Raw genomic sequence first — 20,455 nt, 5'->3', positions numbered from 1 at the left:
GCTCACCGCACCGGGAAGCCGAACGTGTACCCCTGGTCCCTGAGCCAGGGCAGCACCTCGTGCAGTGCGGCCACGGTCTCGGAGCGGTCCCCACCGGCGTCGTGGAAGAGGATGGTCGGGCCGTTGGGCATCTCGTCCTTGACGGTGGCGACGATGGAAGCCGTACCGGGGCGTTCGAAGTCCTTGGAGTCGACGTTCCAGCCGAGCGGCCGCATGCCGTGGGAGGCGGCGAGCTTCCTGCTGTACGGGGTGAAGGCGCCGCCCGGGGCGCGGTAGTAGAGCGGCCGGACGCCCCCCGACGCCTTGGTGATCATGCGTTCCGCGTCGAGGATCTGCTGGGACTGGTAGGCCTCGGACTTGGTGTCCATGGTGACGTCGTGCGACACCGTGTGGTCGCACAGCCGGTGCCCGGCCGCCACCACCGCCTTGACCAGGTCCGGATGCGCCTCGGCCTGCGGGCCGATCATGCAGAACGTGGCCTTGACGCCGTACTCCTTGAGCACCTGGAGCACCTGCGGCGTCCAGACCGGGTCCGGGCCGTCGTCGATGGTGATGTTCACGCCCCGGGCGCCCCGGTCCGAGGCGTGCGCGATCTCCACCGACACCGCGGCCGCCTTCCGGCCGGCGCCGGGCCCTGCGGGGTGCGCCGAACTCCCGGCTCCCGCATGCCCGTTGACGGGGTCGGTCTGCGAGGTCCACAGCGAGGCGGCCACGGCCACCGCGGTGACCCCCATCGCCGCCGCGGCCACCTGGCCGTACCACCCTCGTCCGCCGCGCCGTGCCATGGTCCGCCCCGATCCTTTGTCGTTCCGTTGATCTCGTGCACCCGTCCAGACGGAAGGCGGCGGGCACCGGATCCATCCGTTACCGATCACGGACAATTCCGCGAGCGATCCGCGACAGGCTCCCCGCGTGTCCTTTAACGGCGGGTGGGGCGATCGGTGTTGGCGGCCCGGGAAGATCGCGGATCGGAGGGACCGGTTGCCTGCTTGGCTGCGCGGTACCGATGAACACGCGTTATTAATGAAACCGGGTTGTGCTAAGCTTGCGGTCGTGAATCCGACCGGCCCCCGGCGCGCCCGCAGTGCGGCGGCCAAACAGCAGCGTGAGCGGGAGATCCTCGACGCGGCCCGCTCGCTCGGCACCGAGCGCAGCGTGCGTGAGGTCACGCTGACCGACATCGCCGCCGCCGTCGGCATGCACAAGTCCGCGATGCTGCGGTACTTCGAGACACGGGAGCAGATCTTCCTGACGCTCACCGGCGAGGGCTGGCAGGAATGGTCGGTGGCGCTGCGCGCGAGGCTGGGCGAGCTCGCCGGCGCCGGCCCTGACGAGATCGCGGCGGCCGTCGCCCGCTCGCTCGTGGCGCGGCCGTTCTTCTGCGACCTGCTCGCCCAGGCGCCGCTGAACCTGGAGCGCAATGTGTCGCACGAATCCGCCTACGAGTTCAAGACGATCGCGCTCGCCGAGGTCGCCTCGATCGCGACCGCGCTGCGCGGCCTGCTCGGGGTCGGCGAGGGCGCGGCCATGGACGTGATCGCCACGGCGACGGGCATGGCCGGGGCGCTGTGGCAGATGGCCGCACCCGGCACCGGTCTGCGCGAACTCTACGAAAGCCACCCCGAGTTGGCGCATGCGGTGGTCGACGTCGAACCCCGGCTGACCCGTATCCTGACCGCCCTGCTGAACGGCGTACGCGCGACGTCCGCGGAGTCCTGAGGCCGCACCGCTCCCGGGCGCGACGTCCTGTGTCGTGGGAGCCGTACCGGTCTGGGTGACGGTGGCCTTCGCGGGGACGACGGGGCCGCCGGGGGTCGTGTCGCCGGCCGTCGGGACGCCGGCGCCCGGGCCGCCCGAGCCGCCCGGTGACGGGGACGCCGGCTTCCAGCAGGCGGCGGGCATACGCCTCGCCCTCGTCGCGCAGGACGTCGGCCTCGTCGGGCCAGAACGGTGCCGACGCCGTCGCGGCGCGGCCGTTCGGTTGCTCGCTTCCACAGCTCATCCTGCCCGAGGACCGAGCCGAGGGCGCGTCGGCGGCCCGGCCCGGACGGCGGCCGGCACCCCCTGCGCCCCTGGGCCGACGCCCAACGGCTCCGCCGCCGGCTCAGGCGGCCCCGCCGACCTCGTGGACCAGCTCGATCGCCCTCCCCAGCGTGGTGAGCCGGTCCTCCAGGGTCTCCCCGGCCGGATAGAGACGGACCGTGTCGACGCCGGCGTCGCGCCAGACGGCCAGCCGCTCGCGCACCATGGCCTCCGTGCCGATCAGCGTCGTACCGAGCACCATCTCGTCGGTCACCAGGGCGGCAGCGACGTCCCGGTCGCCGGCCTGCCAGCGCTCGTGGACCTCGGCGGCGACGTCGGCCCAGCCCTGGCGGCTGTAGGCGCCGTTGTAGAAGTTGGTGGACGCCGACCCCATGCCGCCGAGACTGAAGGCGAGTTCCTTCTTGCGTCCGGCGACCATCGCGCCGAGCGCCTCCTCGTCGGCCGCGAAGGCGACCTCGGCGCCCTGGCAGACGTCCAGGTCGGCGCGGGTACGTCCGCTGCGGGCCAGGCCCTCGTCGAGGTGGGTGAAGTAGGCGTCGGCCGCGCCCTCGGGCACGAAGCTGGTGCCCAGCCAGCCGTCGGCGACCTCACCGGTCAGCCGCAGCATCGCCGGGGACAGGGCGGCGAGATAGATCGGGATCTGGTGCTCGGCGCGCATCGACAGCCGCATCGGGACGGCCTCGCCGTCGGGCAGCGGGACGGTGAACTCGGCGCCTGAATAGGCGAGTCGGCCGCCGTCGAGCACCCGCCGTACGATCTCCACCGTCTCGCGCATGCGCCGCAGCGGCCGCGCGAAGGGCACGCCGTGCAGTCCCTCGATCACCTGTGGGCCGGAGGCGCCGAGGCCGAGCAGGAAGCGCCCGCCGGACAGGTTGGAGAGGGTGATGGCCGTCTGGGCCACCGCTGTCGGGGTCCGGGTGCCCAGCTGCATGACGCCGGAGCCGAGCAGCATCCGGTCGGTGAGCGCCGTGTAGTAGCCGAGCGCGGAGGGCGCGTCGGAGCCCCAGGCCTCGGCGACCCAGCAGATGTCCAGGCCCAGTTTCTCCGCCTCGACGACGAAGTCGCCGAGCTGGGACCAGTGTTCGCCGCCCGAGGCCTCGATCGTGGTGGCCGTCCGCATCACGCCTCCGCCCGCTGCTTGATCTGCGCGAGAGTGGCGGTGATGCTCTGCTCGAACTCCCGCAGCCGTACGAACACGATCTTCTGTTCCTTGTCGGGCATCCGGTCGATCGCCACCGACAGCCCCGATCGCCCCGGTCCCAGCTGCATCCACTGCGACAGTTCGGTCCCGCCGTTCTCGGGGCGCAGCCGGAACCGCCAGACCGCGGAGGGTTCCGCGGGGTCTTGCACGGCCCAGGCGAGGACCGACTCCGGTTCGCACTCGATCACATAGGACGTGGTCTCCCACTTGCCGAATGCCTCGTGCTCGCTGCGGCCGACGAACCTGGCGCCCACCGCCGGCCCGGCAGCACCGTCCAGCCAGGCGACGGACCGGAGTTCCTCGCTCATGTCCGGCATCAGCTCGATGTCGCTGACCAGGGCCCACACCTTCTCCGGCGGGGCGTCGATCCAGGTCCGCACCTCGATCGTGGGTGTGTCCGCGTAGCGTGCGCCCGTCCACTCCAAGGTCGTCGGCCTCCTCGCCGTAGGGTCTGACCTCCAAAGTTGCTTTCTGAGACTCGCCCTGTCAAGACGCCGCGACTCAGTCGGTGCCGAACCGTCGTCGTACGTCAGGGCGCTGCCTGAGCCGCTCCGGATAGCCGGGCCCCATCCGCATCGAGGTCTCCTCTGCCCGCATGGGTGTCCGGCACTGGGCGCAGACCACCTCGGCCGTGGTGTCGTGGTCGCAGGCGTCGTGATGGAAGACCACGGGGACCCCCCTCTCCCCGGCCAGCCAGCGGTCGCCCCACGCGGACATCGCGGCGAGCACGGCGAACAGGTCCCGCCCCTTCTCCGTGAGGACGTAGTCGTAGCGCGGCGGCTCGGCCTCGTACAGCCGCTTCTCCAGGATCCGCTCGTCGACCAGGTGGCGCAGCCGGTCGGTCAAGGTGTTGCGGGCGATGCCCAGTTCCTGCTGGAACTCGTCGAAGCGGCGGATCCCGTAGAACGCCTCCCGTACCACCAGCGGCGTCCAGTGGTCACCCAGCAGATCGACGGTCCGTGCGATGGAACACGGCCACTTGGCGAACGACGTCCGTTTCATGGTCCTACGATAGCGAGTCTCGTGACGAAACTCAGCAGAATGGTGAGCCGACGGTCCAGCCGCATCCGGGCCGCGTGGACAGCGCTGCCCCGTGCGCTTTGACTGGTCATGACGGGTTCCTTGGGGCCCCTGTGACGCTCGGGGTGGACCCGGGCCAGATTTCCCGGGCTTCCGAGGTTTCCCGCTCGACGGCAGCGAACCGTGAAACGAGGTGTCCGACGATGGAGATCGAGGGATCGGTCGCGGTGGTGACCGGAGCGAACCGGGGGATCGGGCTGGCTTTCTCGCGTGCTCTGCTGGCCCGGGGCGCCGCCAGGGTGTACGCGGGCGTCCGCCGGCCCGAGGACTTGACCGAGCCGGGTCTGGAACCGCTGCTCCTGGACGTCACCGACCACGACCAGGTCGCGGCCGCCGCGCGGACGGCGTCCGACGCGACCATCGTGGTCAACAACGCGGGCATCCAGGCCGGGCCGCCCCTGCTGGAGGGCTCCATGGACGGCGCACGGCGGGAGCTGGAGGTGAACTATCTGGGCACCTGGGCCGTCTCCCGCGCCTTCGCACCGGTGCTCGCGGCCAACGGGGGCGGCGCCCTGGTGAACATGCTGTCCGTGGCGTCCTGGCGGCCGAACAGCCGGTTCCCCAGCTACGCGGCGTCGAAGTCCGCGCAGTGGTCGCTGACCAACGCGCTGCGTATCGCCCTTCGGGAACAGGGGACCCTGGTCGTCGGCGTGCACGTCGGCTGGGTGGACACCGACGCCACCGCGGAGATCGACGTGCCGAAGACCGACCCGGCCGAGGTGGCGGCGCGGACCATGGACGCCATCGTCCGTGACGAGCCCGAGGTCCTGGTCGACGACACGGCCCGCCAGGTCCGCGCCGCACTCTCCGGGCCGCTCGATCTCATCAGCCCGACCGCCTGACCGTGCGACGGTGGAGTCAGCAGACCGACTCAACCCAATGGTGAGGTGGAGCCATGCAAACCGACTTCGACGTCGTCGTCCTGGGAGCCGGGCCGGGCGGCTATGTGGCCGCGATCCGTGCCGCCCAGCTGGGCCTGCGCACCGCCATCGTGGAGGGCCGGTTCTGGGGCGGTGTCTGTCTCAACATCGGCTGTATCCCGACGAAGGCGCTGCTGCGCAACGCCGAGGTCGCCCAGCTGATCCTGCACGACGCGGAGAAGTTCGGCGTGAAGATCAGCGGCGAGGTGGGCCTTGACTACCGCGCCGCCTACGAACGCAGCCGGGTGGTGGCCGACGGACGTGTCAAGGGCGTCGGCTATCTCATGCGCAAGAACAAGATCGAACAGTTCGAGGGGCAGGGCACCTTCCTCGACCCCCACACGCTGCAGGTGCGTATGCAGGACGGCGAGACGACACTCACCTTCCGCTCCTGCGTCATCGCGACCGGCTCGACCGTGAAACTGCTGCCGGGCACGACGCTGGGCCGGCGCGTTGTCACCTACGAGGAACAGATCCTCTCCGACAGCCTCCCGTCGAGCCTGATCATCGCGGGCGCGGGCGCCATCGGCATCGAGTTCGCCTATCTGCTGCGGTCCTACGGCGTCGAGGTCACCCTGGTGGAGTTCCTCGACCGTATCGCACCGCTGGAGGACGAGGAGGTCTCCGCCGAACTCACCAGGCGCTTCAAACGCCAGGGCATCCGTGTGATGACCTCGACGGCCGTGCGGGCCATCGAGGAGACCGAGGAGAACGTCCGCGTGACCGTCCGCCGGGGCGACACGGAACAGGTCCTCGAAGCGGAGAAGGTCCTCCAGGCCACCGGCTTCCAGCCGCGCACGGCCGGTTACGGACTGAACAGCACCGGGGTACGGCTCACCGAGCGCGGTGCGATCGACGTCGACGGGTACTGCCGTACCAGCCAGCCGCACATCTACGCCATCGGCGATGTCACGGCGAAGCTGATGCTGGCGCACACCGCCGAGGCGATGGGCATCGTCGCCGCCGAGAGCATCGCCGGCGCGGAGACCATGGAGCTCGACTACCGCATGATCCCGCGCGCCACGTTCTGCCAGCCGCAGATCGCCAGCTTCGGCTGGACCGAGGCTGAGGCCCGCGCCGAGGGCTTCGACGTACGCGTGGCGAAGTTCCCCTTCACGGCCAACGCCAAGGCTCACGGCCTCGGTGACACGGTCGGGTTCGTGAAATTGGTGAGCGACGCCCGCTACGGCGAACTCCTCGGCGGCCACCTCATCGGCCCGGACGTGACCGAGTTGCTGCCCGAGCTGACGCTGGCTCAGAAGTGGGATCTCACCGTGACCGAACTCGCCCGCAACGTCCACGCCCACCCCACCCTGAGCGAGGCGGTCCAGGACGCCCTGCACGGGCTCGCCGGACACATGATCAACCTCTGACGGCAGACCTGTGCGGACGCGTGTGCGTGTCCGTGCCGTGTGTGAGACGGCACGGACACTCCGCACGGGTCTACCGAGGGCGGACGTACGGCCGGGTCATGATCTCCATGTTGTGGCCGTCCGGGTCCTCGAAGTAGGCGCCCCGGCCGCCGAACAGGCCGTTGATGCCGCCGGGTTGGGTGTGGTGGGGATCGGCGTAGTAGGTGACGCCGTCCGCCTCCAGCCGGGCGACCATGCCGTCGAACCGGTCCTCGGGCACGAGGAAGGCGTAGTGCTGTGACTGGATCGGCTCGTCCCGCTTCTCGTAGTAGTCGAGCGTCACGCCGTTGCCGAGGTCGACCGGCAGGAACGGCCCCAGCGGGAGGCCGACCCGCAGGCCCAGGACGGTGGCGAGGAACTCGGCGGAGCGGTGCCGGTCACTGGCGTAGACGGCCGTGTGGTTCAGCTGGACGGCGGCCGCCGACGCGTCGGACGGTCCCCGCTGGTCGTGCGGGTGCTTCTGGTCAAAGGACAAGGGAGTCTCCGGTCTTGGGGTCTGCTGGGTTCGGGCGCGCGTACGGGCATACGGGCGCCGGGAGCGAAGACGCGGAGAAGGTGGGCGGGCCCCTGGCCCGCCTCGTGCTCACGCCGAGGCCGGGAGCCTCACTCGTGCATGGCCCCTGGCCGACCCGGCAGTCACCCGGCCGAGCCTAGCGACCGTCACGGGCCGGGGCAACGGAGTTGTGCGGTGCCGGACGGCCGCGGCCGCAAGGCGTGCGGTCGGGCCGTACCCGCGGTGAACACATACGCTTTGCCGGTCACCGAAGCCGTCGCAGTCGCGGCCACCACGTCCGGCACCGGCCGCCACTTCGACGACGGCCTGGACCTGCTGGCGCGGCTCACGCCCCGCCTGACCGGCGAGTTCGCGCTCCGCACCTTCCTCAACGCGGACCTGGACCGCACCCTGGCCACCGCCCTGACCTGGACCGACTCCCGGGACCCGGCCGTACGGCGGCTGGCGAGCGAGGGCAGCCGCCCCAAACTTCCCTGGGCCCGGCAGGTGCCCGCGCTCAACCGCGACCCCGGAGCCACGGTCCCGGTGCTGGACAGGCTGTACGCCGACGCCTCGCAGGACGTGCGCCGCTCGGTGGCGAACCACCTCAACGACATCTCCCGACTCGACGCCGGACTGGCCGCCGGGACCGCCGCACGCTGGATGCGGACCCCGGCGCCCACCACCTCCGCCCTGGTGCGGCACGCGATGCGCACCCTCGTCAGCGGGAACCTCGTCTTCACCGCGCGCGGCGACCACCCCCTCCTCGGTCTGGACGACGGCGTCGACCGCGACACCGCGCTTGATGTCCACACCGAGCTTGGCTGCCTGCTCGGACAACACCGTCTCGACCGTTTCGAGGTAGGTCAGCAAGCCCTCCGGTGCCGGGCTGCGGAGCCGGTACGGCAGGGCGGCGACATCGACCTTCGCGCCGTCGAGCACGATGCCGGCGAAGTGGCCACCTTGCCGAGGGGGCGTCAGCTCGTCCGAGTCGAGGTCCACCCCGGAGTCGTCGGGGACGCCCGCCGCCGTCAGCAGCGGGTGCAGCAACCCGCGCCGGTAGAACGCCTCCAGGGACTCGGCGGACAGGCCCCGCATCCCCAACGGCCGCCCCTTGAACGGGGAGCCGGGCTCCGGCTCCCGTTCGAGCACCAGGACGGAACAGCGCGCGAGGCCGAGCTCACAGGCGAGGAACAGACCGACCGGGCCGGCACCCACGATCACTACGTCATGCACCAGAGATCTCCTTCTCACACCTACCGCCGGATGGGCACCCGGCAGGCTTCTCTGGAAAGGTGCCAACCCCCGCCGACATCCCACCGACAGCCTCCGACATCCGACCGACACAACTCCGCGACTCCGCCGCGTAGGGCGTCCGCGTCCCGCCGAGGGCACGTTCGGGGTGCCCTCGGCGGGAATGCGCGGTCTGTCAGGGGCGGAGCGTCGTGGCGCGGCTGTTGTACGCCTCCACCGTCAGCGCCGGACGGCGGGAGGGGAGCGCCTGCGACGGCCAGGACAGGGTGACGGTCTGCGATTCGCCGGGCAGCAGCCACAGGTAGTTGTGGCTGTAGAGCGTCGGCAGCACCCGGTGGCCATTGGCCTCGTCCACCAGGGACAGCCGGACCATCGCGGCGACGGCCGAGCCGCGGTTGCTGACGGTGGCGGTCAGTTCGTGGCGGTCTCCGGAACGGGACACATGCCCGATGGAGCCGGACACGTTCACCTGCTTCGCCTTGTTGAGGCACTGCATGGCGGCTGGTTCGCGGTGGCGCCAGTAGGTGTTGCGGGAGAGCTCCCTGCCGCGGGCGTCCTCCAGGGTCAGCCGCAGCAGGTGCAGGTCGGGCAGGTCGTCGGTCCAGCCGGCGGTGAACGCCTCTTCCGTGGCGGCCCGTGCCACGTCCACCCGGACGGTCCTGCCGCTGCCGAGCTGCCGACCGGACAGGTCGTACAGACGGGCGGTGACAGTGGCGTTCTTGAGGTCGGCACTGGTGTGGTTGACCGCGAGAACCTGCCACTTCACCGGGTCGGCCTGGACGTGCAGCGGCTCGCAGGCCGAACGGGCCCCGTAGTAGGTGCCGTTGACGTCGAAGTCGTAGTCGTAGGTCTGCCAGACGGTGCTGTGCCAGGCCGGGTGGGACATCCACAGCATCAGGCCGGTCGCGTTGTTCCACAGGTTGGCGTTCCACGCTTCGAACATGGCGCGGGTGTTCTCGTAGTTGACGAACTGCGCCTTGCGGGCGAAGTCGTCCAGACCCGTGGCCTCGCCGAGGCGGGACTCGATGGCGGCCTTGTAGTTCTGCGGCGCCTGGTTCCCGCGCTCGCTCCAGTCGTGGTAGTACCAGGCGCCGCGGATGGGCCACTCCGGCTCGTCGCCCGTCATGTTGCGCAGGCTCGCCGCGGTGGAGACGACCGGCATACCGATCTCGGTGTGGAAGCCGAAGTCCTTGCTGCCGTAGGTGTTGGGATCGAAGTACTTCTCCGGCTCGACCCAGCCGTAGGGGCCGCCGCCCGTGATGATCCCGCCGGCCGAGTTGTTCTGGTAGAGCAGGCCGGGGACCTGCTGCTCCACGGCCTCGCGCATCCCCTTGTCGATGGCGGCCGGCGGGTTGCCCTCGTTCGCCCCGCACCAGATGACCACGCAGGGATGGATGCGGTAGCGCAACACGGTGTCCCGCGCGGTCGAGTTGAACGCGTCGTGGTCCGGCGGGTCCATGCCCCAGGCGTTGGGGAAGTCGTTCCAGACGAGGATGCCGTGCCGGTCGCAGGCGGCGAAGAACTCCTCCCGGTCGCTGGTGCCGACCCAGTTCCGGATCATGGTGAAGTTCATGTCGCGGTGCATCCGCACCGCCGCGTCCATCCGCTCCGGCGGCATCCGGCGCAGCAGTTCGTCCCAGCCCCAGTTGCCGCCGCGGGCCAGCACCCGCACGCCGTTGACGAGGATCTTCAGCGGATCGGGCGCGTTGGAAACGGACTTGACGTCGGTCCACTGCTCGCCGTCGTCGGACGCCTGGATCACATACGTCTTCGGGTAAGCCGTCTCCCAGACGATCGCCACCCGGTCGAACTTCTGCGCGGAGCCCAGGTCCACCTGGATCCACTGGTTGTCCTCGTACTGCGACGACCAGCGGGTGCCCGCGTCGCCGTCGGTGGCGTGCGAGGCGGGGTTGTCGGACTCCTCGGTCGAGGCCTTCGCCGTCCTGTGCAGGGCGAGGTCGGTCCCGGGGGCGGTGCGGTCGACGACACTGAGGGACCACAGGGAGTTGCCCCAACTGGTGTTGCGCAGACCGCAGTTGATCCGGACGTAGCGGGCGGTCCGCTGGTCGAAGTCCTCGACCTGGAGGCTGGCGTTGCCGTTGTTGAAGGGGAGCGGCACCGCCCCGTTGTCCACCGACCTCACATCGGTCCACTCGGCGCCGTCGGCGGAGACCTGCACCACGAAGGTCTGGGCGTACGCCTGCTCCCAGGTGAGGTCGACCTGGTCGAAGGAGTGCGCCGAGCCCAGGTCGACGCGGATCCACTGGTCGTCCTCGTACGCCGAGGACCAGCGGGTGTCCGGATCGCCGTCGGTCACGTTCGCCGCACTGTGGTCGTCGCCGTCCGTGCTGGAGGCGTCGGCGGGGGCGTGCAGGGCGAGGTCGGTGGTCGGCCGGGTGCTGTCCCGCACGGCCACGGCCCACAGGGAGCTGCCCCAGGAGGTGGCCCGCGTACGGCAGTTGATACGAACGTACCGGGCCTGCTGCCGGTCGAAGGTGACGGACTGGGTGTACGAGTCGCCGGACGCCGTGAACGGCAGTGGCACCTCGTACTCGTAGCCGAACTGGCGGATGCCGAAGCGGGTGGTGCGCCGGTCGCTCTCGGTGCCGTCGACCGCTGCGGTGAGCGTGAGGTCGTGCAGGTTCGGCTCGCCCAGGCCGTTCGGCCACCACAACTTGGGGTCGCGCAGCCGCAACTGCCCGAAGGTGTCGGGGGCGAAGACCACGTCGACGCTCTCGCCGGCCGGCACGGTGACGGCCTTGGACACCCGGACGCCGTCGAAGGCAGCGGAGACCGTTGCCTTGTGGTCGGTGGAGTCGGCGTTGCGGACGGGGACGACGACGGTCAGCTCGGCGGCCGACACGTCCGGCAGGTCCGGCAGGACGGTGTCCACGCGCGGGTCGCCGATGACGACCTGCCCGGTGGATCGCAGCCGGACGTGGTTCCAGATGCCCGCCGCACGGTCGCGGACCGCCGGCATCCAGTCCCAACCCGAAGCGGCAAGGTAGGTGGGGGAGTTGAGGTTCATCTGCCCGGCACCGGCATCCACCCAGGACTCGCCCAGCGGGCCCTTGTCGCCGGGGCTGCCGGGCACGGGCATCGGCGTGATCCTGACGGCCAGCGCGTTCGCGCCGTCCGCGGTGAGCAGCCGGGTCACGTCGTACGAGGAGCGGGCGAACGGGTACGTCAGATCACCGACCTGCTCACCGTTGAGCCAGACGTCGGCCTTGTGGTTGACGCCGTCGAACTCCAGCCAGACCCTGCGGCCGGACCCGGTGCGCAGGCCGTGCGGCAGCTCGAAGTCCCGCTTGTACCACCAGGAGTGCCGCGACAGCGCCTCGGGGATGTGCAGGTTGTTCAGCCCGGCGACCGGGTCCGGCAGCTTGCCCTGGTCCACGAGTGAGGCCAGGACCGTGCCGGGGACGGTGGCGGGCAGCCAGCGGCTCGTGTCGACCGAGGTCTTCGACAGACCGGGGCCGTCCGCGCCGGCCCAGTCGTCCAGGGTGAGCCGCCAGCCGGACTCCACCGGCACCGTGCCGTCGTCGGCAACGGTGAGCCTGGGCGCCTCGGCGTGCTGGGTGCCCCAGTCGGACCAGCCCGTCGCCGTGGGACGGTGCGCGTCGGAGGTGCCGTACACCTCGAAGCCGTTGAGCCCGAGGGGCAGCGGGCTGGAGCGCTTGCGGGACGTCATACGCACCCAGCGCGCCGACACCGGGCGGGGAAGCTGGATGTCCACCACTCCGCCGGTGCCGGCGGTGGTGCGACAGACACTCGTCCACGACTTCTGGTCAAGGGACGTCTCGACCACGCAGTCCACCGCGTAGCTCGACAGGATCTCCTTGCCGGTGGTGCCGTCGGCCGGGTTTCCGCTGGTGGGCGGCGTGAACACGGGGTCTCCGGCGTCGGCTTCGAAGGTGAGGCGGATCCAGGTGACCTGGCATGCGGCCTGCAGATCGACAGTGATCCACTGTGGGTCGCCGGGTTCCGCTCGCCACCCGCTGCCCCGCACGCCGGGCGTGGTGAGCCGGTCGACCACGAAGGATCCGGGCGTGGGGGCGTAGGCCGTCGAGGAGACCGAGACGGGCCGGTTGAGCGCGAGCTCAAGAGACGGCGCGGGTTGCGTCGGCCGGCCCGTCGCGGCGGCCGCGGTCGAGGTGGGGAGCAACGAGCTGAGTCCGAATCCGGCCAGCAGGGTGGAGCCCGCGGCGACTATGGACCGTCGCGACGGATTGCGCCACGGATCCGATTGATCGGTCATGAATCTGACGTCCCATCAAAGAGCGGCGAAGCGAGCCGGAGTGGCTCCGCGCACCCCGCACCGAGCAGAATGACAACGTTGCCAAAGGCTGTGGCGTGAAGAGCTTCCTGTCAACCCCTGGTGCGGACATCCGTGCTGAGCCGCAGGTGGGGAGCCCGAGTAGTGATTCCCTGTGCGGTTCGGCCGCCTGCTCGACGGCAGCCCGAGAGGGAGGCTCGCGGGACCGGCAAAGCCTCAGCCCTCGCCAGGTTCCTGGCAGAGCAGTTGTCGGGTTTCTGTGTTCCCGCTGCTCTGGTGAGAACGGCCCAGGGCGGTCAGGGTCTTCCAGGATCTGTTCCGTTTGAAGGGCATCTCGAAGATCCGGGAGAACAGCCATGCCCCGAGCACCGAAACCGGCAGGGCCAGGGCAAGCGTGAACCAGAACGTGGGCAGGCCGGGAGACACGAGATGCGGGGCCACTCTGCGGATCACGGCCATGACGATCGGCAGATGAATCAGGTAGAGGCTGTAGGAGAAGTCGCCGAGACTCCGGATCGGTCGTGTGGTCAGGAGCCGTAGAAGCAGGGCGGGTCGGCCGGTGGCCACCGCGGCGATCAGCATCGTCATGGCGGGAGCGACGGCGAGGTCGATCCAGAAGTAGTGGTTCACCGTCCATACGGAACCCTTGACGACGCCGAGAGCCAGGACGGGCAGGGCGGCCAGGGCGGCGAACCATCCCCATGGCAGGCCGCGAACCCGGTCCCGTGCGACGACGACTCCCGCGCCCACCATGCCCGCGACGAACACGGGCGCGAGGTGGGGAGCGAGCCAGTTGTCGCTCTCCACCGGGGTTGCGTCAGGCGCGATCAAGCCGCGGACGATCACCGGAAGTGTCACGCACGCGACCAGGACCGCCGCGCTCGACCGGCGCTGGACAAAAAGGAGAAGAGGAAAGAGGAGATAGAGCTCGGCCTCCACTCCGATCGACCAGAAGGCGCCGTTCGGTGTGGGCGCGGTGATCATGTCCTGGGCGACGAGACCGAACACCAGGACGGACCGGGCAGTAGGTGGCCCGAAGTGCGACGCCGGCACCACGAACCAGGAAACGATCAGGCTCATGGCCAGCGCCGCCCAGTACGGCGGCAGGATGCGCCAGGCGCGGCGGCGCAGGAACTGGGCGACGCCGCCCGACCGCCAGCCGTGACGTGCCGGGGAGATGGCCAGGGAGAAGCCGGACAGCACCAGGAAGAAGACGACGGCGAGACGCCCGAACATCAGCCCCTTCAACCACGGAGGCGCCGAACTGTCGGGGTAGCCGGGGAAGGTGTACAGCCAGCAGTGAAACAGCACCACATACAGCGCCGCCAGGCCGCGGAGACCGTCCAGGCCCACCACTTGCGACTGGACGCGCGCCGTGCTCGCCGCCTCTTCCTGCCCTGCTGGGGCCGGCGCTGCCAAGTCGAGGGCGCCGGCGGCCGGACGGCTCAAGTCCGCGGAAATTGTTCAACCCCTTCTCTAGCAGCGCATTCGACCGCCGGCCCGTGTCCCTGGCGGTGCGCCGGGCGGCACAGTGCCACCACGGAGACTTGGTACGTGGCGCCCGCCTCAGAGGTTCAACACGAGTGCGGCCAGTGATCAGGCCGTAGGCCTCAGCCCGTCGCAGCGGCTTTCTGTCCGGACGGGGTGACGGCGTACCACTCGTTGTCCTTGCCCTGGCCGTTTGCCTGTTCGGCCTTTGTGTCGCCGCTGTACCGGTAGAGCGGCCAGCCGGCGAGGGTGAGCTGCTTCATGCCGTTGCGGTGAACCGTGCCGAGAAGACTCTTCTCCACCCCTGAGGTCTGTACCGAGTCCTGGACGATGACCGGCAGCCACGTCTTTGTGCAGGCGCCCGAGCACGTCCATTTGGACGGCGTCGACTCGTCCTTGTCGTAGCGGTAGAGGGTCATCCCCTTGCCGTCGGTGACCACGCTGCCCATGCCTGTCATCGCCTCGGCCATCACGATGGTGGCCGTGGCCGTCTGCCCGGCCCCGGAGCTGCCGCTGTCGCCCGTTGCCGAGGTAGCCGGTGCGGCGGCTGCCGGATCCGAGGCGGCAGGGGCCACGGAGGCGGCGGTGCCGGGGCTCGTGCCGTTCGAGGAGCCGCACGCCCCCAGCAGGAGCGGGGCGGCGAGCCCTACGGTGAGGCTCAGGACGATGCGTCGGAGGATCAACGAGCTGCCCTTCTTCAGGAGGCGCATCCACTTGCCCCCTTAGTACGTCGGCCGACTCCCGCCCTCTCAGCCGCTGGAACCACATGACGCAGTCTTGACCATCACCGTGCTCTGCCACAGAGCCAGGAGTGCGGGGAGCAGCTGCGACGCGGCCATAGCGATGATCGATACGGAGGGGACCGTGGTGGGGTGGACGCACGCCGCTCAGCAGCTGGTCGGGTACTCGGCCCAGGAGGTGGTGGGCCGCTCCATCGCACGCGTGCTGCCGCCTCCCGAGGACGCCGGGAGGGTTTCGGCTTTGGCCGAGCAGTGCCGTGCCCAGGGGGGCTGGGCCGGCACCCTGGCGGTCCGCCACCGCGACGGCCGCACGCTCACCATGACGCTGCAGGTCTCATTGCTCTGGGGCCAGGACGCCGGCACCCGGTGGCTGGTGTCCGTGACCGACATAGGCTCCCTGTCCTCGGGGACGGCCCACGGACCGGTGCGCGAGTCGCTCCTCGCCCGCGCGCCGATCGGCATCATCGTCCGTGACCCGCAGCTGCGCTGTGTCTGGGCGAACGACGCCATGGAGCGTCACGACGGCGTGCCTCGTCACCGACGGTTCGGACGCCGCCTCAAGGACTCGCTGCCCGCCTTCGAGGCCGAAGCGCTCGAGGCGGTGTTGCAGCAGGTGCTGGAGAGCGGTGCGACCACGGTCCACGAGTTCCGGGCGTGGCCGCCGGCGGACCCTCGCCGTGAGCACGCGTTCTCGGTGTCGTTCTTCTGTCTCCAGGGCGCGGACGGCACGCCACTGGGCGTGTGCTCCATGATCGTGGATGTCACCGGCAACCGGCGGGCGCGCGAGCGACTGGCCATCCTCAGCGAGGCCAGCACCCCCGCACGCGCGCCGTCCCGGCCAAGGACACCGCACACTGGAAGATCCCGGCGGATCCGTGCGCCGTGTCCGAGGCGCGAGCCTGGACCACGCGCCAAATCACCGCCTGGGGGCTGGATGACCTGGTCTTCGCCACCGAACTCATCGTCAGCGAACTGGTCACCAACGCGATTCGCTACGGCCGCCCGCCGATGGAGCTGCGGCTGATCCGCCACGACGTGCTGGTCTGCGAGGTCACCGACGCCTCCAGCACCCAGCCCCGCCTACGACGTGCCCGCACCACCGACGAGGGAGGACGCGGCCTGTTCCTCGTCGCCCGACTCGGGGCCCGCTGGGGCTGCCGCCACGGCCAGAAACGCAAGACGATCTGGTCCGAACAGCTCATCGAGTGCCCCGACCCGGCCCTGTGAGCCGGTCCGGCTCGGCCGCGGCCCGAGGAAGCTGCCGAGGCGACTGCGTCTACTCCTGGCTGCGTCTACTCCTGGCTGCGGCTGCTGGTGGTGGCGAAGCGCCGGCGGTAGTGGGTCGGGGTCGTGCCGAGGTGGCGGGCGAAGGCGCGGCGGAGGGTCTCGTCGGTGCCGAGCCCGCTGTGCTGTGCGGCCGAGGTGACGCTGTGGCCCTCCAGGAGCAGTTGCTGGGCGCGGTCGAGGCGGACCCGTTCGACCCAGCGCGCCGGTGTGGTGCCCAGTTCGGCGCGGAACAGCCGGGCCAGATGCCGGGGGCTGACGGCGGCGGACGCGGCCAGGGCGGGCAGGCTGTGGTCGGCGGTCGGGTCGGTGAGCACGGAGGCGATCAGCGTGCGGAGGAGGTCGCTGCGGGCCGGTGGGGTGGTGATGGCCGTGGAGAACTGGGACTGCCCGCCCGGGCGTTGCATGAAGACAACCAGTTCGCGGGCGATGTCCCGGGCCACGCCGGCGCCGTGGTCGTCCTCCACCAGGGCGAGGGTGAGGTCGATGCCCGCGCTGATGCCCGCCGAGGTGACATACCGTCCGTCGCGGACGTGGATGGCGTCCGGCTCGACCCGGACCCGGGGGTAGCGGCGGGCGAACCTGGCCGCGTGCCGCCAGTGGGTCGTGGCACGGCGGCCGTCGAGCAGGCCCAGCTCGCCCAGGACGAACGCGCCGGTGCACACCGAGGCGACCCTGCGTGCCCGCTCGGTCAGTTCGCGGGCCGTGGCCAGCAGCTCGTCCTCGATGGGCCGCTCGGCCAGCCGGTCGCCGCCCGCGACCAGGACCGTGTCGACGGGTCCGGCGTCGGCCGCCCGGACGGTGCCGGTCAGCGCCAGTCCGGCGGAGGTGGTGACCGTTCCGCCCTCCGGCGAGACCAGCACCAGTTCATAGGGGTCGGTGAGCCGGCCTGCCTGGTGCAGCACCTCCGAGGGGCCGCTGACGTCGAGCATGGTCACGCCCTCGAAGACCACGAAGCCCACCCGATGTGCCATGTCCGAATCCGTGGGTTTCCTGGCAGCAGAGACATGGCCCAGCCTACGTCCCCGGAGAACCCTGGAGGTACATCACCCATCCGGTATGGAGGCTGAGGAACGATGAGCGAAGAGATCGCAGGCGTACGGATCCCGGACACCACCCTGGTGCGGGAGGCCACCGAGATGGTGCGCGACGTCGCCGTGCCGCTGGTGTTCGACCACTCCCGGCGGGTCTACCTGTGGGGCTCGCTGCGCGGCCGGGCCCTGGGGCTGACCTTCGACCCCGAGCTGCTGTACGTGGGGGCGATGTTCCACGACCTCGGGCTGACCAAGAGCCTGCGCCGCACCGACCAGCGCTTCGAGATCGACGGCGCCGACGAGGCCCGCCACTTCCTGCACGCCCACGGCATCACCGGCGAACCCGCCGACCGGGTCTGGACGAGCATCGCCCTGCACACCACGCCGGAGATCCCGCTGCACATGGCACCCGAGATCGCCCTGGTCACCCGCGGCGTCGAGCTGGACGTCCTGGGGATCGGCTACCACGAGGTCACCGACGAGCAGCGCGCGGCGGTCGTCGCGGCGCACCCGCGCCCGGACTTCAAGAACCAGATCCTCGCCGCGTTCACCGAGGGCATCCAGGACCGCCCCGACACCACCTTCGGCAACGTCAAGGCCGACGTACTGGCCCACTACGTCCCCGGCTTCCGCCGCGGCGACTTCGTCGAGGTCATCAAGGGCTCCGCCTGGCCCGAGTGACCGAGCCGCGACCAAAGGTCAGCGGGTGGCCGGGTGCGGCAGGTCGTGGACCTCCAGACTGATCAGCTGTTCCGAGGTCGGGGCGGTGAGTTCGGCCACCCGCTGGGCCTGGCGTTCGGTCATCTCCTGGAATATCTGGCGGGCCGAGCGGCCGTTGCCGAAGCCCTCGCCCCGGGGCATGGCCTGGAAGAGGGCGAAGAGTTCGGTGCGCGCCGTGGGCGTCAGCTCGTAGCGGTGCTGACCGGCCTGGTACTCCACGATCGAGACCAGCTCGGCCGACTCGTAGTCCTCGAAGAGGAGGGTGCGGCCGAAACGGGAGGCGAGACCCGGGTTGGAGCCGATGAAGCGGTGCATGTCACCGGGGTAGCCGGCGGCGATGACCACGACGTCGTCGCGGTGGTCCTCCATCAGCTTCACCAGGGTCGCCACGGCCTCGGTGCCGAAGTCGTTGCCCGCCAGCGCCGGAGCCAGCGAGTAGGCCTCGTCGATGAAGAGCACACCGCCCAGCGCCCGGGTGAAGGCGGCGGTGGTCTTCGGGCCGGTGTGGCCGACGTACTCGCCCACCAGCGCCGTCCGGTCGACCTCGACCAGATGGCCCCGGCGCAGCAGTCCGAGGGCCTTGAGGAGACGGCCGTAGAGGCGGGCCACGGTGGTCTTGCCGGTGCCGGGGTTGCCGGCGAACACCAGGTGGCGGCTGAGCGGTGGGGCCGGCAGCCCGGCCTCCTCGCGGCGGCGGACCGTCTGCATGAGCTTGACCAGCGAGCCGACGTCCTGCTTGACGCGGTCCAGTCCGACCAGCTCGTGGAGTTCGCCGAGCAGGTCCTCCAGGTTCTCCTCCTCCGGCTCCTCCGCGTCGTCGGCGGCGGACTTCGCGGTCCTGGGGGAGGGCGCCGTCCCGGGGGTGCCGTTCGCCGGGGCCGCGGCCGGGCTGCCGAAGGTCAGCGGGGTGCCGTCGGCCGTACAGTCCTCCAGGACCGGCTTGGCGCCCTCGTCGGTGCCGAGCGCCTCCGCGCAGTCACTGATCCGGCAGTGCCGGAACACGGGGTCGGCCCCCGCGGCCACATGCAGGGCGGGGAAGCCGGCCCGGGTGACGTCGAGCCCGGTGAACGTGCCGCCCGCGCCCTCTGCCAGGAACACCCCGTTCTTGCCCGGCCGGTCGATGTGCAGCCCGGTCATCTCCGGCCTTGCGCCGGTCCAGACGACGGCACCGGAGCCCGCGCAGTTCTCGACCCAGCCGCCGTTCACCGTCGCCTCGGCGCCCTCGTCGACCACCAGCCCGGCCGCCCCGGCGCCGCTGATCCGGATCCCGGCGAGGGAGGCGGCGGCGCCCTTGGCGACCTGGACGCCGATCTCCTTCGCCCCGGTCACCGTGGAGTCGGCGACCGTGGTGCCGGTGGGCGAGCCGATGCCGATCCCGGCGGCGGTCCCGGCGACCCGGCAGCCGGTGAGTGTGGCCGCCGCCCGCTCCAGGACGCTGACCCCGGTCATCGCGACGTCGACGATCCCGCAGTCGGTCAGCTCGATCCGCGCCTCGCCCGTGGCATGCACACCGTGCTCGGAGCCGCCGCGTACCCGGCAGTCGGCGAGCCGTCCCACGGCCGTACCGGCCAGATGGACCGCGCTGAAGGTACTGCGGTCGATCCGGCAGTCGGCCAGATCGGCCTCGCCCGCACCCGTCACCAGCAGCCCGTTGGCCCCCGCGTCGGCCACCGAACAGCCGGACGCGCTGAGTCGCGCGGTCTCCTGCACCACCAGTCCGCTGGCGGCCGCACCACGGATCCGGCAGTCGGTCAGCTCCGCACGCGCCGACCCGGTCAGATGCACCCCCGCCGCCCCGGGCGTCTCGATGCGCGACTCCCCGGCCGTGGCCTCGGTGGCGTCCTCGAGGAGCAGCCCCGCCCGGCCGCTCCCGGCCAGCACCGAGTCGGTCAGCCGCAGCCGGGACCGGCCGCGCAGCCGTACCCCGGACCCGGTCGTGCGCTCCAGGCGCAGCCGTACGGCGTCCAGGCTCGCGGTGCCCGACAGCACCACACCGGTGCCGTCGACGCCGGTGACCGCCGTGTCCTCCAGACGCGCCCGGACACTCCCCGATAGATGCAGACCGGCCAGCCGGGCGCCCTCCAGACGGCAGCGCCGCAGCACGACCGCCGTCGTACCGCCCTCCTCGTCGTCCGGGCCCTTCACCTGCACCCGGCCGCCCTCCACCGAGCACTCCTCCAGGACCAGACCGGCCCCGGGCGACACGCTCACGGCGGGCAGGCCCGCGTCGGAGCCCCACACGGTGATGTTGTGCAGGGCGCAGTCCGGGCCGCCCACGGTCACCGCGGGCACCTCCCCGGGCGGCGCCGCGATCACGACGCTGCCCCGGCCGTGCTCCGCGGTGAGCACCACGGGCCGGTCGAGCACCAGGTTCTCCGTCCAGGTGCCGGGGGCGATCACCACCAGATCGCCGGGCGAGGCGGCGCGTACCGCCTCGCCGATGGTCCGGTACGCGCCCCGGCCGCCCTGACCCTTGGGCGCCACGGTGTGACGGGTGGTCATCTACGTTC

Annotated in this window: 15 protein-coding genes and 2 pseudogenes; 6 read left to right on the top strand and 11 right to left on the bottom strand. The window is 71.0% G+C overall.

All coding sequences use genetic code 11. The features are described 5' to 3' along the window. Positions 1-2 precede the first annotated feature (2 nt). Positions 3-785, bottom strand: coding sequence for a polysaccharide deacetylase family protein (locus ACZ7OO_RS04665; protein ID WP_471501467.1), 783 nt, complete (start codon positions 783-785; stop codon positions 3-5). Positions 786-1,023: 238 nt separating this feature from the next. Here ACZ7OO_RS04665 and ACZ7OO_RS04660 point away from each other — a divergent pair, with 238 nt between their 5' ends. Next, on the top strand, positions 1,024-1,719 hold the full coding sequence (locus tag ACZ7OO_RS04660; protein ID WP_471501465.1) for a TetR/AcrR family transcriptional regulator: 696 nt from the start codon (positions 1,024-1,026) through the stop codon (positions 1,717-1,719). A gap of 385 nt (positions 1,720-2,104) precedes the next feature. Here the strand turns inward: ACZ7OO_RS04660 and ACZ7OO_RS04655 are convergent, their stop codons facing one another. The 3 genes from ACZ7OO_RS04655 to ACZ7OO_RS04645 all read right to left on the bottom strand — a co-directional run bounded on the left by ACZ7OO_RS04655 (position 2,105) and on the right by ACZ7OO_RS04645 (position 4,246). After that, positions 2,105-3,163 carry an LLM class flavin-dependent oxidoreductase gene (locus tag ACZ7OO_RS04655; protein ID WP_471501463.1) on the bottom strand — a complete coding sequence of 353 codons (1,059 nt, stop codon included), beginning with the start codon at positions 3,161-3,163 and terminating at the stop codon, positions 2,105-2,107. Continuing rightward, positions 3,163-3,669 carry an SRPBCC family protein gene (locus ACZ7OO_RS04650; protein ID WP_471501461.1) on the bottom strand — a complete coding sequence of 169 codons (507 nt, stop codon included), beginning with the start codon at positions 3,667-3,669 and terminating at the stop codon, positions 3,163-3,165. The genes ACZ7OO_RS04655 and ACZ7OO_RS04650 overlap by 1 nt, the downstream gene beginning before the upstream one ends. Before the next feature lie 76 nt (positions 3,670-3,745). After that, complete coding sequence (locus tag ACZ7OO_RS04645; protein WP_471501459.1) at positions 3,746-4,246, bottom strand: winged helix-turn-helix transcriptional regulator; 501 nt, start codon at positions 4,244-4,246, stop codon at positions 3,746-3,748. A gap of 221 nt (positions 4,247-4,467) precedes the next feature. Between ACZ7OO_RS04645 and ACZ7OO_RS04640 the strand changes: the two genes are divergently transcribed. Both ACZ7OO_RS04640 and lpdA read left to right on the top strand, forming a co-directional pair. Then, entirely contained in the window at positions 4,468-5,166 is a 699-nt protein-coding gene (locus ACZ7OO_RS04640) for an SDR family oxidoreductase (RefSeq protein ID WP_471501457.1), read from the top strand. A 53-nt stretch (positions 5,167-5,219) separates the two neighbouring features. Beyond that, positions 5,220-6,617, top strand: a complete 1,398-nt coding sequence (gene lpdA, locus ACZ7OO_RS04635) for a dihydrolipoyl dehydrogenase (RefSeq protein WP_471501455.1) — start codon at positions 5,220-5,222, stop codon at positions 6,615-6,617. Positions 6,618-6,687: 70 nt separating this feature from the next. On the opposite strand, the gene ACZ7OO_RS04630 is transcribed toward lpdA, so the two are convergent. The 5 genes from ACZ7OO_RS04630 to ACZ7OO_RS04610 form a co-directional block, all read right to left on the bottom strand. Next, entirely contained in the window at positions 6,688-7,062 is a 375-nt protein-coding gene (locus tag ACZ7OO_RS04630; protein WP_471502324.1) for a VOC family protein, read from the bottom strand. Positions 7,063-7,239: 177 nt separating this feature from the next. Beyond that, complete coding sequence (locus ACZ7OO_RS04625; RefSeq protein ID WP_471502322.1) at positions 7,240-8,367, bottom strand: FAD-dependent monooxygenase; 1,128 nt, start codon at positions 8,365-8,367, stop codon at positions 7,240-7,242. Positions 8,368-8,578: 211 nt separating this feature from the next. After that, a complete protein-coding gene (locus ACZ7OO_RS04620; RefSeq protein ID WP_471501453.1) occupies positions 8,579-12,661 on the bottom strand; it encodes a discoidin domain-containing protein in 4,083 nt (1,360 codons plus the stop codon). A 234-nt stretch (positions 12,662-12,895) separates the two neighbouring features. Further along, positions 12,896-14,128, bottom strand: coding sequence for an acyltransferase family protein (locus ACZ7OO_RS04615; RefSeq protein WP_471501451.1), 1,233 nt, complete (start codon positions 14,126-14,128; stop codon positions 12,896-12,898). Positions 14,129-14,289: 161 nt separating this feature from the next. Continuing rightward, positions 14,290-14,877: a hypothetical protein gene (locus tag ACZ7OO_RS04610; RefSeq protein ID WP_471501449.1), complete on the bottom strand. Its 588-nt coding sequence runs from the start codon at positions 14,875-14,877 to the stop codon at positions 14,290-14,292. A 79-nt stretch (positions 14,878-14,956) separates the two neighbouring features. On the opposite strand from ACZ7OO_RS04610, the pseudogene ACZ7OO_RS04605 reads away from it, so the two are divergent. Together ACZ7OO_RS04605 and ACZ7OO_RS04600 are read left to right on the top strand one after the other, a co-directional pair. Continuing rightward, a pseudogene (locus ACZ7OO_RS04605) lies at positions 14,957-15,670 on the top strand (PAS domain-containing protein); the annotation flags it as partial. 56 nt (positions 15,671-15,726) lie between these two features. Then, positions 15,727-16,134, top strand: a pseudogene (locus ACZ7OO_RS04600) (ATP-binding protein); the annotation flags it as partial. Positions 16,135-16,199: 65 nt separating this feature from the next. Here the strand turns inward: ACZ7OO_RS04600 and ACZ7OO_RS04595 are convergent. Further along, positions 16,200-17,165 carry a GlxA family transcriptional regulator gene (locus ACZ7OO_RS04595; protein ID WP_471501447.1) on the bottom strand — a complete coding sequence of 322 codons (966 nt, stop codon included), beginning with the start codon at positions 17,163-17,165 and terminating at the stop codon, positions 16,200-16,202. Between the two features lie 102 nt (positions 17,166-17,267). Here ACZ7OO_RS04595 and ACZ7OO_RS04590 point away from each other — a divergent pair, with 102 nt between their 5' ends. After that, positions 17,268-17,906: an HD domain-containing protein gene (locus ACZ7OO_RS04590; RefSeq protein ID WP_471501445.1), complete on the top strand. Its 639-nt coding sequence runs from the start codon at positions 17,268-17,270 to the stop codon at positions 17,904-17,906. Positions 17,907-17,924: 18 nt separating this feature from the next. On the opposite strand, the gene ACZ7OO_RS04585 is transcribed toward ACZ7OO_RS04590, so the two are convergent. Continuing rightward, on the bottom strand, positions 17,925-20,447 hold the full coding sequence (locus tag ACZ7OO_RS04585) for a right-handed parallel beta-helix repeat-containing protein (RefSeq protein WP_471501443.1): 2,523 nt from the start codon (positions 20,445-20,447) through the stop codon (positions 17,925-17,927). Positions 20,448-20,455: the final 8 nt, after the last annotated feature.

The organism is Streptomyces sp. NPDC111744, assembly GCF_055634995.1.
The sequence above is the reverse complement of the archived record's forward strand: the minus strand, read 5'-3'. Positions and strand labels throughout refer to the sequence as shown.